This window comes from Proteus cibi (genome assembly GCF_003144405.1).
Classification (GTDB): Bacteria; Pseudomonadota; Gammaproteobacteria; order Enterobacterales; family Enterobacteriaceae; genus Proteus; species Proteus cibi.
The window spans coordinates 61,142-80,754 of sequence record NZ_PENW01000027.1 but is presented as its reverse complement, the minus strand read 5'-3'; the positions used below and the strand labels follow the sequence as shown (position 1 = coordinate 80,754).

The following is a 19,613-nucleotide window of genomic DNA, read 5'->3' as shown; positions in this document are numbered from 1 at the left end:
TTCATTGGCAAGATAAGGCGCTGAGCCATTAGCAATCGCGGTGACAATATTGCCACCCATAATGCCTTGCGTAAATGCCGTGACGGCTTGAATAGCTCGGGTATATTTACCGCCCGTGCCAAAATCAGACTGGTTGGTGTGATCCTGTCATACTTGCTGAAAATGGTAGAATTTGTGGCTGGGTAGCAGGTGTAGGTAGGCCTGTGCATTAAGCACAGGCAATTAATTATCCAGATTATTGAGACAGAGTGTTACTTTATTTTTATTATTAAATTTATAAAATATATAAAATATATTTATTAACCATCAATTCAATTTCTGAAAAAAACTATCCTGGAAAAACTTATGAGAAGGAGCTAATAACTCCTTACAAAAAGAATCATTAGAAAGATCATTATAGCGAATAATAATCTTAGAAATTAATTCATTTATACCTTCTATTTTTAACTTTTCTTTGCTATTAATTGATAATCCAATCATCGTTGTAGATAATATAGATGGAGACATCCATTCCACATTTTTTTTAATATAGTCTAATGCATATTCTTTATTCACATCAAATAAAAGTGATAAACAACGTGCTTTTAAAAAATCATCTCCTATTCTCGATGACTCTATAATAACCTTACAATATTTATCACATAACTCTCCATCTAGAACTGATAACTCATTAAGTGCATTAGCAGCCTCATCATCAGGATTTTCAAAGGAATTAATATCTAAATACCCATTTTTAAGATAACTATCTAATCCTAATTTTATTTTTTCAACTTTTTTTCTCATTTAAAAATCTTCCTGTCGTCACTGTTGATAAGCGCTTTGAACCATCTGGTAATATTACCCATACAGCATTTATACGAACAGATTCATTGCTACCATTTTGACTTTTTAATACTATTGATGTCCAACGATTCTCTGGTGTCACCATTTTTGCAGTATCAAGTAATTTATCTATTATAAATTTATTATTTTCTTTTGTATCATTAAATCCTATTTTTTCTAGATCCATTCCCATTGTTCGTGATCGCCCAATTCCTTCTATATGAGTACTGATTTTACCCAATTCCTTTGGTTTATTCGGATCTTTAGCAAAAGCTCTTTGGTTATCACGTTTTTCATTTATTAACACTGATTGCCTTACTAATAACGATTCTAAATCTCCTTTTGCTTTGCCTCTAAGCCATATTTCTATCTTATCTACAGGTATAGCAGCATCGCCTTTAACCGCAGTTATATGCTCTCGACCATGAGCATCTGGTAACGAGTGAATTGAAAAATTACTGGATAACCTCTGTTGACTCACTAGAGTTTCTATTTTTCTCGCAGCGACTGAACCTATTAACGGCGTCATTGACGCGCTAATTATTTTCATTCCATCATAGGTTTTAATATAAGCCTCTGCTGTGGGCTTATCGACGCTAAGCTGCACCATGGCATAATTCACCATCGCATCCTGCACCTGTTTCTGATTCTGCGCATCAACACTAGTCATACTCAACAGACTTGTTATCTTGCTATAGGCATCCGCATACTGTTGGCTAGCTCTGGAATTATAGTTACCCGTATTTTCATATTCCCCTTTCGCGGTAATCACATCCAGACGAGCCTGAGCACATCCACTACTAGCCGCATTACCGTTATTACATGCATCAATCACTTTCTGATCACTAACGATATCCTTCTCACGCAGTGCATCATATTTCTGCTGCGCTTTCTCTCGTTCTATTGGATCTGTACTATTTCTAAGTGTCTTTTTTGCTATCTCGAGCTCTGTCTTTTCAGACACGCTCAACCAATTATTCTCAACCACCACCTTGTTTATCTATGACCGATTTTGGCAAAAACCTCTCAACTATCCATAAGCAACGCCGACTGACACAGCTGGCACTGGCTAATATGCTGGATGTTCAGCCCCGAATGGTGGGACGCTGGGAGCAGGGAAAATCACGCCCTCAGTTTGAGTACATCATCAAACTGGCACAGGTTCTTGAAGTCACCATAGACCAGTTGGTTTACGGTGAACAAGGACCGGAAAAACCTGTTTTTGAGATAAAAAATAAACGGTTGAAAGAACTTTACAGACAGGTGGATGAACTTAAGCCGGATGAGCAGGAAATTATCTGTCGTTTTATGGATATAGCTGTTAAACAAAACCAACTGAAACAACTGATTAACTAAGTTTGATATCCGGACAGTTAAAGGAAGACTGACCGCTAAAAAATAACCCTGTGTGATTAACACAAGGTTAAGGGAGGCTTTTATTTTTTAAATAAAAATTCTGTATTACCATACAATTACAGTCGATATGTATTAGCATAATTAAAAAAGTTATCACATCATCACCACGGGTAAATAGCCTCCCGGCAATTCAACATAACACTCGGAAATTATGCGTAGTCTGAAAACAGCGACTACGCACAATTGGTGTTATGTCTTGCGCCCTTTGGTGATGATAATATTACCTTTCTTTTCGTATCAGAAGATCGTATTTACCAAACTCGGGAAATTTTTCGTAATTACCTGATATATCAACCATTGTCTGACTTTCTTCCAGTTTATAAGGATTAAACTGTTCTTCTCTAACAATAGTATTGCCGTCTTCATTAAAAATATAAGTTGTGCCACTTGATACGTTCAATATTCCAGCACCTTCACCTTCATTCTTAGCAAATTCACGGTGAACTGCCATAGAGAGAAATAGTTTGTTATCATTGATCACTTTAAAACTATAGAACAAATACTCTCTTAACTCCTGATCTAAAAAACCAACACTAACCCACCCTGCATTTTTAGTTATATTAATAAAGCATGAGGGTTCTACATCTGAACCAATGAGTACCGTGTAGAGCTCACCAAATTCATGTTTTTTTCGAGCTTTATTTTCACTATATAAATCAATTGGCTCCTTATATCCAATCGACCATTCCTTACAATAAAAAACATTCTGGTTCATTTATATATTTTCCCATTTATATCCCGGATCATCACATTAGCTTTTTTAGCCGCGTCCAGTACAGGTTGAGGTATAGGTTTATTTTGAGGAGGAACCTCCAAAATATTTGCACCTTTTAGCTGACTACCAGCTAATGGTCCACTGGATGGAACCTTAGATATCGTTGCCCCTGCTGGGTATTTATTTACCGCCTCGTGAATATAGTTTTTTGCAGTTGTTTCAGTGATCTCAGAAAATTGGGTAAATTTACGAGATACAATTTCACCTGTAGCCGGGTTATATGAATCAACACGATAATAGCCACTTCCATCAGGTTTATTCACATACAGTTCATTATACGGATAGTTTTTTGACTGTTCAGCATTAAATTTATTACCCGCCTGAATATCCTTCAACCATTTAGGCTTACCACTGATAACAGTTGAACCTTTCTCAGCCAAAACAGCGCCTTTTTCAACCGTTGTCAACGCTTTCGCCGGCGTTAAAATAGTTGTCAGCATTCCGGCCAGATTTTCCAGTGCTTTCTGATCACCTTCGGCGGCTTTATTAGCCGTATCTTTAACCGCCTTCCAGCTTTCTCCGTTGATGAGTGCACTCACCGCATTTGAGACAGTCTGATCTTTTTTATTTAAGTCACTTATTGCCTGCTGACAATAACTGTCCCCCAGACCACAAGTAACGACCACCGCTGTAGCATCGAAAGCTGAGTCACCCACAAATAACGCGGCATCCCCGGTTTCAGCAATTGCGTTCAGTATACCATTAGCCACCTGTGATGCCAGATTTTCACCCAGTGTATCCCTGACTTTCTGCTTCCACCATTCATTACTTTGTTTCAGGGATTCACGGGTTTTATCTCCGGTCAGCGAATTATTCTCAACCACCACTTTCCCGGCTTGGGCGGCATTGGCGACGCCGGCGCTATTATCGCTGATTAACCCACCTGCAATGCCTGAAGCTAACGTTGCCCATGCGCTTATATTTTGCTTTTCAAACTCAGTCAGTTCTTCGGGGGTTTTGCCATAAAGTGAGTGCGATAAAATACCCATGGTTTCGCCAGTCATCGCGCCAGCGGCTTGTGCTGCCGCATTTTCGCCTTTTGCCAGTGCAAGACCCACATTCACCAAGCCGTGAGCAAGGGTGCGCTGAATATCACTTTCAACACTATTGCCTTGAATTTGGTTTTTTACTTCATTGGCAAGATAGGGGGCTGAGCCATTAGCAATCGCAGTAACAATATTGTTACCCATAATGCCTTGCGTAAATGCCGTGACTGCTTGAATAGCTCGGGTATATTTACCGCCCGTGCCAAAGTCAGACTGGTTGGTATAATCTTGTAAGCGTTGTTGGAAGAGGTAATTTTGAACATCACGCTCAGTAACGTTATCGTTAGTTTCTGAAAGTGCTTGATAGATATCATCATAAGCAGTGTCTGAAAGGCGATTTAATGTTGACTCGTCTTTGGCAATATTGGTGCCACGAATAGTATCAACCGTGGTTGCCAAATCGATAATCTGTGCGCCAATCTCACCCACTAACTGCTGTTTCTGTTGGCGATTTTGCTCTTTCTCTTTATCGAAAATTTTATTTAACGTACTGTGGGCGTTATCGGTATCTTGGCTTAATTGCGCAATATCTTGCTGTTGATTATCGCTATCATGCACTGTCCATGTGCCTTGTGATATCGCAGATTGGGTGGTGTTTTCAGCGCTGTCACTGTGGTTGCCTGCCATGGCTAATGCATGCCCCATATTCGCCAGCATATTGCCTTCAACGCCACCTGAAGTACTTACACCACCAGATTGATGCTCAACTTTATATTCTGCGTAGTTATGGATATCACTAAAGCCTAATGTACCTGTATCGAGCTGATTATTTTTAGCTTCTGCGGTACTGCTAATTACTGCACCATCAAGCTGGGTATGTTTACCCACGCTAATATCAAACCCTTGATTGCCTGCAAATAAGCCCGTTTGTTCTTCTACTGAACGGTATTTGCTGTCCATTTTATCGCGACTAAACGAAATATTTGCCGAACCACCCGGTGTGCCCATCACATTGACACTACCACCGACACTTTCACTCGATTGCTTCGATTTGTAGTCATCAATCGCTTGCTGGCTTTCAAGATGTAAATCCCCCCCCACCTTAGCAAGGACTTTATCGCCTTGCGCTTGAGCGCCTTTTAAGGTCGTATCTTGACCACTTTGTAATGTGAGCGTTTGTCCTGCATTTAATGTGCTATTGGTGTAATAGGTGTGATCGCCCTCTTCAAAGCCTTTCGCTCGGCTACCATTGGCATTAATATTTACCCCGACTCCACCCGAGCCCACTGTAACGCCTACACCAACAGAGGCGCTTTTGCTGCTGTTTTTGCTGTCTATCGTCTCTTGGTTTTTAGCTGATTGTAATGTGATATCTCGCGTAGCACTTAGGGTAAGATCACCACCAGCCTGTAGCTCACTGCCGGTAATGGTGATATCGCCTTGCTCTTTTCCTGTTGCTGTAATAGAAAGATTTTCACCTGCGCTTAAGCTACTGCCTTGGGCGATGTCTTGTTGCTGTATACGTTCCGATTCAGAGGAACTTTGACCATAAGCAACATTGGCACCAATCAACGTTGTGCTTTCATTATCAGTGCCAGATTGCGCATTATCTAATGCAACCGCACCTGCTGCCTGAGCCCCCGAAAGCCCCGCTTTAATGCCTTGAAGTGTGCTAATTTGGCTATCATCAGCTTCTTTAGATGCCTTATAACCTGAAATAGCGCCATTGATTGCACTTCCTGCAGTACCACTTAGTGCGACAGTAAAACCGCTCTGCTTAGTTTTGGTTTTGCTTAGCTCGGTATAACTGTTTTCGGTAGCCAGAATATCAACAGAATCCCCTGTAAGAGATATCTCTTTTTTGGCTATCATTTCACTGCCATCAATGGTGAGATTATCCCCTGAAGTGATGCGAATATTGCCATCCGTACTGCCAATCACACTGCCTTTTTGAGTCACAGCATTACTATTATTAAGTTGCTCAAATGCAGATTTACCTACAGTAAAGCCGATACCACCAGTACCACCAATACCTGATTTTTTAATTTTTTCTTCATAAGATTGGAAAGCAAGCTCTTCTGCGGTAGTCAGCGATAATTGATTACCCGCATCAAGATTGATATCTTGTGTCGCAATAATCTCACCGCCCTGTGCAATTAAATCATTGCCAGCAGAAATAGAAATTTCATTTCCTTTTAGCTGTGTTCCCGTTGCTTGTTTATTATGAATTTCAGCATGCGTTGTTCGCGTTTCAGAAGAGCCAAACGATTTATCTTTCGTCACACTGTGTGCGATTTGGTCAATAGAGGAATAACCACTCTGTAATGAGATATCATTACCTGCACTTAATCCTAGCGAGCCTGTTGCTTGAATATCCGTTGCCGTAAGACGAATATCTTCACCCGATATTATTGATATATCACCCGCATAAAGATGAGATCCAATCTCCTCTTCAGTGGTTTTATGCAGATAGTTATTACTATCCCAATCAATATTCTCTTGGCGACGCGTATGAATAGTACCTAATTCAATATTTTTACCTGCGGTTAACGCTAATTGGCTGTTATCACCACTTGCTAAAATATCTGTTGCTGTTAACGCTAAATTGCGCGTTGCTTTTAATGCCATCTCACCATCGGGTGATTCTAAATAAATAGCTGCACCACGGTTTAGCCATTGGTCGGTACTATTACCCGATACGGTTGCTGTACTAATAATGTCATTACCTGCTTGCAGATTAATCCGGTTTTGTCCTGCAATTTGTCCGCCTTCATTTTTAATATCTTGCAACGCAAGTAAATCTACCGTTTGCCCTTTAATTAATCCTTGGTTAATTAAATTATTGGTTGAAGCTTGTAAGCCTGTTTTACTTAAAATTGTGCCTTCATTTTTTAACTCAGGAATATTATTTAAAATAACTTCACTACCTGAAAGTAATGCACCACCATTTTGTAAATCACCCGGTAGAACACGCGCATAAACTTGGGGTACTAATACCTTTTCAACGGAGCCATTAGGTAATGTGATCTCTCTACTGGTTAATAACACCATATCCGTCGTGATCATTGCCATCTGTTCAGCGGTTAATGTCACACCCGGTTTAATGCCAAACTCTTCACTAAAGCGAATACCCGCATCCATTAAAGCGTGATATTGCTGTTCGTTGTCATTATGCCCATCAAGATATTGATTACCGGTTAGCTGAATAATTTGATCACGGACTATGCGTTGTTCATAGAAACCATCGCCAACACGTTTATGCGTATTATTGTGATCAACAGATAATGCATTTTGCATATAATCTGAGCTTAACCACTCTCTTTTATTGGTAAAGCGAGAGTCAGTTTCAACAATATATTGGCTATCGGTTCCTTTATTGACATTAAATAAACGGTTTTCAGGGAGCGTTAATATAGGCGCTACGGTCTGAATTTTAACGTCTATGGTTTTCTCTTCAGCTGGTTTTTCTAACTGAAGAACGGTAATCACTTTACCAATAGGAAGCTCAGGGTGTTTCTCTGAGCGTTTTACTTCTGGTAATACGTTATCAGGCTGCGTAATTACGGTTTGTTCCGCGTTAAATGTGGAAATTGTATCACCACTTTTTAATACAATTTCTGTCGATTGATTACCATTAATCGCATCATCGAGTTTTGTGGTAGTTATTTTATCAAAGAGATCAATATCACCTTGGTCTGTTAATAAACTCTCTTTATATTTTGTTAACGATAGATCATCACCCAAATCATAATCTGTTTTTTCAGGCGTAATAGCGATTAACTCAGCGGTATCAACATCGACTTGATTATGATGAGCCATTAACCGACCAAATCTTCGTGTCGTAAATACTTTTATTTCACTCTGTTCACTTAGTTCAGGGCGTTTATCTGAAGTGAGATCGGTATTTTCTTTATATTCAAGTAATCCTAATGGTAAGGATTTAACCACTTCAAAGGGTCCATAAGGACTACTTTCAGATGAGCTCTTTCTTTTTTTACCACGAAACCCTTTACGTTTACCTGGCTCACGATGCTTATATACCGTACCTTCATGGTATTCAATACGCTGACCTGCGGTTTCCTGATTATTAATATGCATACCATCAATAATCAGTTTGCCACCTGCAATAATATGACTATCAATATTGTTTAAATTATCACCTTTTAAAGTGATATCTTTACCCGCCAATATTAATGCCGGATCACGATGTAATAATTTTGACTCTTCTGTAATTATCTTATATTTAAACTCATAAAAATTTTTATATTGGTGACCATTAATATTTAATAAATGTTCACGAGTTTTGATGTTGTACCAAATTCGCTCATCATCAGAATCAAATTTATCGCTACTATAATCAACACCAAATTGATACATAGGAATTTCAGACACTTTTTCGGGATCACTTATTTTCAAATAGAGATCACGATTATTAATTTCTGAAACATGAGCGAATAAATTTCCACTCGTTTCAATTGATGCGCTTTCATTATTTAATACATCAGCAGCAACACTTTCTGGCAAGTTTTCTGTTTCAAAACCCGCAATAGCCATATCACCACCACTGTAAATAAGAGCGTGATTACGGTTATTTATTGTATTACTGAATAGCTGTAGGTTTTCTCGAGAGGCTAATACTGGAGCAATATCTTTAAGCTGTGCATAATTATCAAATTGGTGACTTTTTAGCTGGATATTATCACCATAAATTCGTCCACCTGCTTGGTTATAAATTGTATGAGCTACTAATGTGAGTGTGCCGCCAAAAGCATCAATCAATCCTGTATTTTGCAATTTTTCTGAAATAGTTAATGTCAACTGTTTAGCACTAATTTCGCCATTACGTTTTTCATTATCATCAATACTTCTTTTGCTACGAGTCGTAACTAAATCATCACTTTCTACTGGGATTACTGACTCACTGTTATTTAAGTTCGTCGCTTGAAGTGAAATCTGCTCACCCGCATAAATAAATCCAGCGTTATGCATTTCATCATCTGAAGAGAGTGTTAAAGCGTTCTGCGATTTAATTGTGGCATCTTGTTCTAACTTAAAAGCAGTTTTTAATTGAATTTCACTATCCCCAGCCGAAATAATTTCGCCATTACCACTCAGCTTTTCAGCCCATAAACGGAGCTGTTGTGTCGCTGCTAACAGCCCCTTTTTATTATCAATAGCTAATTTATTTTCATTTTTACCTTCAATAGCCAACATTGCAGCAGATATCAAGCCATGTTGATTATTAAGGTTTTCAGCAGGGATTAATTTGAGTTGTTCACTGGCTTGGATAACACCTTGATGATTAAGCAAATCATTCACTACAATATGAATATTATTGGCTTTTAAGCCTAGATTTTCATCGTCTGTTTGCTGATTATCAAGCTGTTGAGCCGTTACAGTGAGTTGTTCTTGAGATTGGATCTGTCCTATCTGGTTATTTAATCCCTGACTGAGCGTAATTTCAGTATTGTTACCCGCAAGAATAACACCTTGTTGGTTATCAATACTCTTACCGTTAATCAGTAAGTTATTTGCTGATAAAAGTGTTCCTTGCTGATTATCTAACTCACTTTGATTTAACTGAAGATCCAGTTTGTCAGTAGCTTGAATATGCCCTTTTTGGTTATTAAGCCCTGCAACGTTAAGTTGGGTTTCTGTCGTACCAATAACTTTACCATTTAAATTGATCAGATCATTTTGTCTGGTATTTAACTTAAGCTGACTATCTGATTGCAATAATCCATCAGTATTAACCAATTTTTGAGAATGGATATTTAACTCTTTTTTGGCGTATATGGTGCCTTGATTATTCTGCAACTCGCCACTGTTAATGGTGACTGCATTAAGTGCGGTTATTTTCCCTTGCTGGTTATCAATATCACCACTGTTTAATGAAATCGCACCAGAAGATACAAGCGTCCCTTCACGATTAATAAGTGGCGTATTGGAGTGGCTAATTGTTAATAAATCGCCAGAAGAGATTTTTCCTTGATAGTTATTTAACTGTTCTGTTTGTAGGTCTGCTTTTTGACCCACCGTTATTAGACCTTGCTGATTATTTAATTTTTCAGGGCTAATGAGTTTCAGCATACCCGCAACGGAAATTAACCCATTCTGGTTGTCTAGCTGCTTAACCGTGGCGTTCAGATTATGTTGAGTAATGATGCCCGCTATCGCGTTGTTATCCGTATTCGTTAGCTTGCCATCTGCATTAATGGTGAGCGCTTTAACGGCATAAATTAGCCCTTTCGCATTATTTATATTATTGGCATTAATGGTTAATTGATGGCTATTACTGGCGATGCTGCCTTGTCTATTATCAAGATCGGCTGCATTAATAGTTGCTTGCTTATTAGTGGTTATTTTGCCTGCTTGATTAACCAATTGCCCACTATAAATAGTCAGGTTAGCTAATGCGCTTATTAGCCCATTTTGGTTATTAATATTCTGTTTCTGCGTGTTAATAACGACATTTTGACTCGCACTAATCACACCTTTTTTATTATCAATTTCAGCTGATTTTAAATTTAACCCACCCTGCTTGCTGCCTAGTTGTGCTTGGTTATTAATCAGTTTTGCGCTAGAGATATTTAAGTCGTCATCAGAAATCACTCGTCCTTGAGTATTATTAAGCTCACCACTTTTTAGGTCTAATTTTCCTTGGCTAATAATGCCACCCGATAGCGTTTGACTATTGTTTAATTCATAGCCTTGTGTATCTAAAGTGAAATTACTGGCTGAATAGAGTGTGCCTTGCTGGTTATCTAACGTTTGAGTCGTTAACTTAAAGCCGTTTGCCTGACTAATAACTTCGCCACCACGGTTGCTCATTCCTAAGTTATTAAGCAATAAGGATTTAGCAGAAAAGATATAGCCAGATTGATTATTTAAATTACCTGTTACAAGGTTTAATACCCCATGACTAATAATCCCTGCTTGAGACAACGTGTTGCTATTATCTAATTGATTATTTTTCGTTGTGATATCTAATTGCGTTTTGGCTGTAATAAGACCATTTTGGTTATTAATAGCACCACTTTCGATTAATATCCGTTCTTCTATGCTACCAATCTTACCTTTCTTATTATTGATATCTTCAACAAACAGTGACTGTTTAGCCGTTGACGTGATTTTACCTTCAAGGTTATCAATATTACCGGCGTTAATTTCTAATTCGCCTTTACTTATAATACCGCCACTTGTTGCCGTATCACTATTATCAATGCGCTGCTTGTCAGTGCTAATATTTAATGCTGTATTCGCCGTGATCAACCCTGCATGATTTAATAGTTCATGGCTGGCGATAATTAACTTGCCTGTTTGGCTGGCTAATACACCTTGCGTATTATCTAGTTGCTGTCTGTTGGTATTAATATTTAATTCTGTTTTGGCTGTGATCAATCCTGATTGGTTAAGTAACTGAGCGCTTTCTATTACCAGTTTTCCAGCTTGGCTTGCTAATGTGCCTTGGTTATTATTAATGTTACCTAATGTCAGCTTATTTTCTTGTTTCGCTATAATGCGACCTTGCTGGTTATCCAATGACTTGGCTTTTATTTCGATATCATTATGGCTGATGACACCAAGGTCATTTAGTGTATTGTTATTACTAAATTGATCAGATAATTCTATTTGCAGTTTTTCTGACGAATAGATCACCCCCTCATCATTATCAAGTTCACGGCCTTCTAATACTAAGTTTTGCTTAAGACTTGCTAGTTTACCTTGTTGGTTATTTAACCGATTGAAGGTAATTTTGCTACCATTCTCAGCCGTTAAATTCCCTTTATTATTGTTAATATTACCTGCATTAAGCGTTAAATTAGCTTTGGTTAAAATACCCCCCTTATTTTTGCTGTTGCTATTATCAATAACATTTCCGTAGGTATTAATTACCATCTCTTTTAGGGAGTAAACTAACCCAGAAATATTTTTGATTGAGGCTGAATCAATAGAAATTGTGCCACTATCAGCGGAAATAACACCGTTATTATTGATGATTTGTTGCTGATGTGTATTGATTATTGCATTGTATTTTGCAATTAGCTGACCATCTTGATTGTTGAGTTCGCCACTATCAATGGTGATATTTTTTTGGCTAACAATTCCGCCACTTTTCAAGGTTTGCGAGTTATCGATAGCATATTTATTTGAATCTAAATTAAGAGAACCTTGAGCAGAAATAACTCCACTACGGTTGTCAATTTGATGTGTATTTAAAATCAGTGATGACTTCTCACTTCCTAAACGACCTTGATAGTTAATTAAATCGCCATAAGATAAAATATTCGCACTATTGCGCGCAATTATTTCACCAAGTGTATTATCTAATTTTCCTTGTGTTTCAATGGATAATGCATCGTGGCTAGTGATTTTTCCTTTAGTATTATTTAACTCACTCCCCATTATAAGCGTCATTAATTTATTAGAGACAAGTGATCCTTGCGTATTATTTAACGCTTCTTTTGTCTTAATTTCTAACGTCTCAAGAGCACTTATTTCTCCTTGGGTATTGTTTAATTCGCCATTAGTTAAAATATTAACTGAAGCATTAGTAATCAATTTGCCTTTGGTATTATCTAATTCACCCGTTGTAATATTGAGTGTATTTTTACTAAAAATCTGACTATTGGTTTTCGTACTTTGGTTACTTAAACGCTCACCTTGGGTATTTATGGTGATGTTATTGGCACTGATTGAACCATTATCATTAATCAGTTGTTTACTGGTAATTGATAAATCGCTATTTAGGCTGCCTAATATGCCTTGTTGATTGATTAAATTGCCACTTTTAACAGTTAACTGCTCAGCGGAAACAAGACGACCTTGCGTGCTATCAATATCACCACTATTAATAGTTAATGTCCCTTTTGTTTCGATACCTTTATTACCCTCAATTGTTTGACGATTAATCAGGTTATCACGCAAAGTTAATTGTAATTGTTGAGGAGAAAATAGATGCCCTTGGCTATTATTTAGCGATATTCCTTTTAATGTTAAATTCGCTAACTCGCTAAGGATTTGACCTGATTGGTTAGTCACGATGTTAGTTTGCAAATCAACTTGCTGCTTGGCTAGAATTTGCCCTTGCTGATTATCAAGATCGCCACTGTGAATATTTAATCCACCTTGGCTAACTATTCCGCCACTTTTTTGTGTTTCACTATTCGTTATTTTTTGCTGGTGGCTATCAATAATGAGATCTTTACCGGTAATAATCAGCCCAGCGTGATTATTTATCGCACCTGTTTTTAACGTTGCATTATCAGATAAAGTTAATCGACCTAATTGGTTGATAAAACCGGCTTTGGCTGTACTTAATTGCAATTGACTCGCGCTAATATCACCTTGGCTATTATCTAATAATCCCGTATTCAGTAGTAAGTTTTGTGTTGCCTGAATACCTTGATCTTTTTGTGTATCACGGTTAATTAACGGCTGGTTATTTGAGTTAATGGTGATATTAAATGCTTGTATTAACCCTGATGTATTATTCCAACCTTGAGTATTAGCAGTAAAATCGCCTTGCGTAACTAGTTTACCCTGTCGGCTATTAACCGTTTTACTCTGGAGATCAATACTGTTTTTAGCATTGATAACCCCTTGGCTATTGTTAATATCACCAACGTCTAGATGCAACGCCTCTCGGCTAATAATACCGCCAGATTGATGTGTATTTTGGTTATTTAACTCGCCGCCTTGAGTTGCCAACCACAAGGATTTTTCTGATTGAATAATACCTTGGCTGTTATCAACGTTATTTGCCGTTAATCGTAGTCTATCTTGCGAAACTATTGCACCTTGTTGGTTATCTGCATATCCCGTTAAAGTGATATTTAACCCATTAGCGCCAATTTCGCCTTTGGTGTTATTTAATATACTCGCTTTTATTTCGCTATTGCTTTTATTGACAATTTTCCCAGCACTATTATCAAGCTTATTGTTCAGGGTAAGAGCAATGGCTTTATCAGCATGAATATTGCCTTGCTGGTTAGTTAATATATTGGCATTAAGTTTAAGAGTGTCCGCTGATATCAACGTACCTTTATTATTAATAATGGCGTCTTTGGCGGTTATATCTAGGCGACTTTGATTTAAGGTTCTTACCTCACCTTGTGTATTATCTATCTCTTGAGCATTGAGTGTTAATGCGCCTTGTGTCTGAATATTACCGCGTTGGTTACTGAGTGTTTTTTCTACGTTAATCGATGTTAATTCAGTACCTGTTTGCTTTAAATTAGCGTCATTATGGTTAAGATTAACTGCATTAATTTCTATTTTTTTCGCTTGGGTTGTGGCTTTTTCTAAACCTAAATATTGCCCTTGCAGAGAAAGCTGCCCCGTTGTTAATAGGGAACCTTCTTTACCTAATAGCGTTTCAGTTTGTAGCGTGATAGCACCTTGTTGAGGCAGTGATATTGTGCCTTGCTGATTATTCAGTGTCTTTGTTTTAATTATTAATTGGCGACCAAGACTTTGAATATCACCACGTTGATTATTAAGATTTTGATGATTTAAAGAGAGATTTCCGGCGGTATTGATCTCTCCTTTTTGGTTATTGAGTTCAATAGAATTGAGTTTTAAATCATGACTACCTGATTGGCTTAATTTACCCTCACTATTATCAATCAGATTAGTGGCAATAAGTTGAAGCTTATCGCCACTAATTTCGCCTTTACGATTAATAATCTCTGTTTTGGCATTAAGCATGACTGTATTGGCATTCACTTGGGCGAGCTCTGTTTTAATTTGCCCTACTGATGCCGTAATGTGTAGATCTTTACTTTGTGTTTTGCTGTTTGAAATATCAACATTTTTAGCCGTGAGGTTAATTTTATCGCCACTTAAATGCTGACCAGCAGAAACAATATCATCCGCTATGTGCAATGTTAACGAGGCAGGATTAACGGCATTACCGCTATTATTGACACCAGCACCGAGTTGGCTCTTTTGTGTTGCCAAATAACCTTTAGCATCAATTTGAATATTCTCTTGAGCGACTATTTTGCCTGATGCGGTTTGAGAAACGTTTTCTGTTGCTTTTAACTGAATATTATTTTTAGCTTGCAGTGTGCCACTATTAACAAGATCACCTGTGGTATTTAGCGCTAGGTTTTTATCGCCTGCAATCACACCTTGGTTATTTACACTTACCGTATTAATTTGTAATTGTGCTTTAGACTGAATTAGCCCGGTATTTATTAACTGACCGTTTTGATTTAGTGTTAAACCACCAGCTTCAGCACCAATTTCGCCTGCATTGCGCACACCAATACCATGTTCTGTGCCAACCAGTTTAATTTTGTTGGCATACATACCCCCAACCAGTGCGACATCAATGGCATAATCATTTTGTTTCGCTACCGAATTATCTTGGTTAATCACATTGCCATTATTATCTAATTTATTTTTACCCGTCGTAATTTCTAAGTTATTAGCTTGAATACGTGAGTTAACTTCTACAGCACGCGCTAAAATACGCGTGTAATCACTTTGGCTATCATTTAGACCACGACCAGAAATAATTATTTTTCCGTTATTTATTTCATAACCAGAAATTGCGCCGTCGTGTGTTAATGCATTACCTGCAACTAAAGTGGTATTTACGGCATTAATAAAGCCACAGCCTTGGCAACTAATACCCGCTGGATTAGCGATAATAATTTCCGCTCGTTTACCAGCGACTTCAATAAAACCATTAAGTTGACTAGGATTTTGGCTATTAATTTCATTTAAAATAACATTCGCTTCGCCTTTAACCAGCCACGGATTTCCCGTCACCATTCCAGCTAATTGTGTTTGTGTATCTTGTAAGCTGTTATTGAGGATCGCACCTTTATTATCAACATCAAATTGCGTAAATTGGTTTCGTGAAACACCATGTTGATTAGGTTGCTGAATATTAACCTGTGCTATGCCATTACTGGTTTGTAATACCGTTGCTTGTTGGTTATTTGGCGCATGTTGATCTGCAATAATTTGACTGGCTTGCACAGAAAAACTGACCATGCCTTGCATCAATAATAAAATAAATGCCACGCTATTTAGCGAACATTTAATGGATGATGAAAAAAGAGTATTGCGCTTATTATTTTCACCACAAGATTTAGTTAATTCAGAAACAACAACCATTGATTGTCGAGTACGATTATAAATAACGCGATAACATAATTTATTCATGTGTAAGATCCTTGCCTAAAAGACAATATAAATTTCATTTAATTATTATTTTTTATTTAATATTTTAGTTAATGCTATATTTTAGTAATTAAAGTGAATGCTAAATCCTAAATTAACGTGATCCGTTTTAAAACCATCCGGTTTTGATAATGGTGTACCAATAAAAGTGTCATACTTTATTTTTGATGAGAATAGTGAGCCTTTTATTCCGATAACGCCACCAGCAAGATGTTTACCTAATAATCGAGGATTGTCCGTATTATCCGTTAATTTACCGTAATCAATCCCTAAATAAGCAAAATGCGCTGTAGAAGGATATTGCCAACTTAACGTATTTTGTATATACCAACCTTCATTGGCACTTAATGTTCGTTCACCATCAAAACCACGAATTGTCCAACGGTTACCAATAGACAGTTTATCTATTGCGGTTAATGGATCATGGGTCATTTGTCGGCGATAGTGCCCTTGATAACGAAATGCTTGTTGCCCTATTAATATAGGAATTTCTAAATCCGCTCGCCATGTCAAAATATCCGCTTTATCTGTTGCATAATAATTATCTAGGTAGGCTTCTTCATAAGCAGGAACAGAACCAAACCAACGCGTTCCTCGTTGATAATTCACGCTACCTTCAAAAGTCGCAAAAGAGAAATATTGGCGATGCGATAAATTAATTAACCAAGAGCTGACTCTTCGGCGCTGTATTTCAATTTCAGTATTATCAATATAGTTACGTAATACTTTAGCTTGAACACCATAACGTAATGTCGTTTTACTGCTTTGATTACGAAAAAGGGTATATGACACACCCACATTAATACTGTCACTTTCTCCTGAATAAAGGATATCTTTGATATGACCTGCAACTGTTTGAGAATAATCATATTTAGAGGCATTAATATCAAACAGCCAATAGCCCAAAGGAACTGAATAATGCGCCATCATATTTTGATTGTTTTTATTCCCAGCGAAGTCTAAATCACGCTCTGTTGACAAATAAAATAAATCACTCAATGCAAAAGGATTGTCTAGTGCTAACATTAAACCACCTTGATAACGCCCTGTTGCTGGTGATCCTGCATCATTGACCCACAATGAAGTATGCCAGAAACGTGATTGTTTTCGTTTTATCACTATATCGCTTTCACCCGCATTTTCGCCTGGCTTAATTTCCATTTCAGCACTAACAACGGGTAAGCGCTGTAGGTTTTCTAACCCTTGTTCAATATCTCGCAAATCGAGTAATTGTTTTTTATGCGCAGGCATACTGGTATACAGTAAGGCGTATTTATCTGAGTCATCAGTAAACTGAACATTACGAATAATACCTGGGACTATTGTTAAATATAATGTTCCACGACTAATATCTTGTTCAGGCACCACAATACGCGTGGTGATCCACCCATGCGTTAATAAGCGATTTTGCATGCGAGTGACGACGGTATTTATTCCGTTTATCCCCAAGCATTGCCCTATAAATTCAGACTTAAAAAGAGCCAAGTTAACCCAATGAGGAATAACCTCTGCATTAGTTATCTCAATGTGTTCGATTGTAAAACAGCGCTTTTCTTTTGTTCTATTCTCTTTTTCTTCATATTGGCTAATATCAAAATATATATTCGGTATTTCTGGTGTTAATTGCTGATAAAGCGCTTCTTGTTGGCTTTGATTATGCTGTTGTTGTTGATTAAATATTTCCGTCGCTTTTTCAGAAGCGTCGGCTGAAGATATGGGAATATTAAATAGTGTAAAAAACACCCATAACTTTAAAAAAAGTATAATTTTTTTCATATTATGTAATAAACAGAATCTGTGTTTTTAATTGTATTTATTTAGGATACATCTAATCTTGAATATTATTGATATTAAAAAATGTAAAGTAAATATTAGAAATTGAATAACAAATAAAATAACGCAATTTCAGCAATATAAAGATTAAAAAAATCAGCCTAGGTTAAAAAATCAGCCTTATATAATAACAAAAATCACTTAATAAATTTATTAATGTAAGCCTTAATAAACTATAAAAATTAAAATAAATTGTATTTAAAATTAAACCACGATCATTCATTTAGCTTAGAAAGATAAATTTAAAATAATTAATTTACTTTTGAAATATTTATTCGATTTAAAATAAGATCTTAAATTAAATAAATAGAAATAAAAATGTTTTTCATAAAAAAATAAAAGTGAACCCTATGATCCACTTTTATTTTTCTTTACTAGGGCTATTATCTTTATCCACGCACAAAAATATTCACATCGACTTTTCCACGATATTCGCCTGCTTTTGTGCCATCCGGTTTACAAAGTGCCCAACGTATTCCAAATGCTTTTGGCTCATTTTTTCCCACATTAGTGCCTGTTAATTCTAAATCCGTATTATCAAATCTTAATAATTTAGCATTCTGAGTATCATTACATGTTAAAGGCGGTGCACTTTGTTGCAAATAAGGCAACCCCATTACCCATGGCTTTTTATCCGAAACCGTACCATTTATGGGTGCTAACACCAGTTTTCTGGGATCTGTTGCATCAGCGGTTCCCTCTTTCACCACAGCAGATATATTGACAGGATTGCCTAATCCACCACAGGATAAGGTAAAGGTGGAATCACGAATGATCTCATTAGTATGTGTCATATTTTCATTAAATTGCTGATTAGTGACACCGGTGATCGCACATGAACGCTTAACTTTAATATTTGCTGTTACATTTACTTTTAGGTAATAGTCCGCTGAGTTGGTTCCACCAAAACTACCAACAAAAAAAGGTGTGCCTTGGTAGGTCAATGTTCCTGGTGTTAAATTATTATCGATATAAATAGGAAGTGAACCTGGGCTTTTTATACTCACAATTTTGGTTCCTCCACCAGGAACAACAGCATTCACAGTTGGAACGTAACACACTTTATAATTTGGTGTTTCTTTATCTATTACACCTGGATTAACTTGGAAAAATTGACCTGCATATACACTTTGGTATTTATCACCGAATTTGTATAGCTCAACAGAATAATTAAGCTTAGGTGTGACATATACGGATGTGGCTGGATTACTTGAATGCGTGAGTTTTAAACCATAAGTATTTGATTGAGAGGGTACTATCGAAACAAAATTAGCATTACATTGATAGTTTTGTTGACTCAACGAAATAATGGCGTACTTACTACTCCATGAACTTGATTGATTCTGAGAATAAATAGGCGTCGCTGAGAAATAAGTTTGACCCGTTAATGTTCCTGTCACTAACTGATTCTGTGATGTATTAACATTCATATCAATAACACCCGTTAAACTTAATGTCATTGCCCCCATCTCTGTTGCAGCAAAAGTAGGAAATATAGGTATAGCTAATACGCAAGCCAGTGATGTCATTACCCGTGTACGAATTTTCATATTAGTGCATCCTATCAATTAAATCAGGATTGG

Annotated in this window: 7 protein-coding genes; 1 reads left to right on the top strand and 6 read right to left on the bottom strand. The window is 37.1% G+C overall.

The features are described 5' to 3' along the window. Window positions 1–306 precede the first annotated feature (306 nt). Together DK865_RS15070 and DK865_RS18760 are read right to left on the bottom strand one after the other, a co-directional pair. Window positions 307–783 carry a hypothetical protein gene (locus DK865_RS15070; RefSeq protein ID WP_109392280.1) on the bottom strand — a complete coding sequence of 159 codons (477 nt, stop codon included), beginning with the start codon at window positions 781–783 and terminating at the stop codon, window positions 307–309. Continuing rightward, a complete protein-coding gene (locus DK865_RS18760; protein ID WP_069368302.1) occupies window positions 767–1,786 on the bottom strand; it encodes a DUF6862 domain-containing protein in 1,020 nt (339 codons plus the stop codon). Before DK865_RS18760 ends, DK865_RS15070 begins: the two co-directional genes overlap by 17 nt. Between DK865_RS18760 and DK865_RS15060 the strand changes: the two genes are divergently transcribed. Then, entirely contained in the window at window positions 1,756–2,178 is a 423-nt protein-coding gene (locus DK865_RS15060; protein WP_228407799.1) for a helix-turn-helix domain-containing protein, read from the top strand. The two genes, DK865_RS18760 and DK865_RS15060, sit on opposite strands and share 31 nt — an antisense overlap. Window positions 2,179–2,458: 280 nt before the next feature. Here the strand turns inward: DK865_RS15060 and DK865_RS15055 are convergent, their stop codons facing one another. The 4 genes from DK865_RS15055 to DK865_RS15040 form a co-directional block, all read right to left on the bottom strand. Continuing rightward, window positions 2,459–2,953: a lytic transglycosylase gene (locus tag DK865_RS15055; protein WP_109392278.1), complete on the bottom strand. Its 495-nt coding sequence runs from the start codon at window positions 2,951–2,953 to the stop codon at window positions 2,459–2,461. After that, entirely contained in the window at window positions 2,950–16,179 is a 13,230-nt protein-coding gene (locus DK865_RS15050; protein ID WP_109392277.1) for a two-partner secretion domain-containing protein, read from the bottom strand. The genes DK865_RS15055 and DK865_RS15050 overlap by 4 nt, the downstream gene beginning before the upstream one ends. Before the next feature lie 81 nt (window positions 16,180–16,260). Further along, window positions 16,261–17,940, bottom strand: a complete 1,680-nt coding sequence (locus tag DK865_RS15045) for a ShlB/FhaC/HecB family hemolysin secretion/activation protein (RefSeq protein WP_228407798.1) — start codon at window positions 17,938–17,940, stop codon at window positions 16,261–16,263. A gap of 479 nt (window positions 17,941–18,419) precedes the next feature. After that, entirely contained in the window at window positions 18,420–19,580 is a 1,161-nt protein-coding gene (locus DK865_RS15040) for a hypothetical protein (protein ID WP_109392275.1), read from the bottom strand. Window positions 19,581–19,613: the final 33 nt, after the last annotated feature.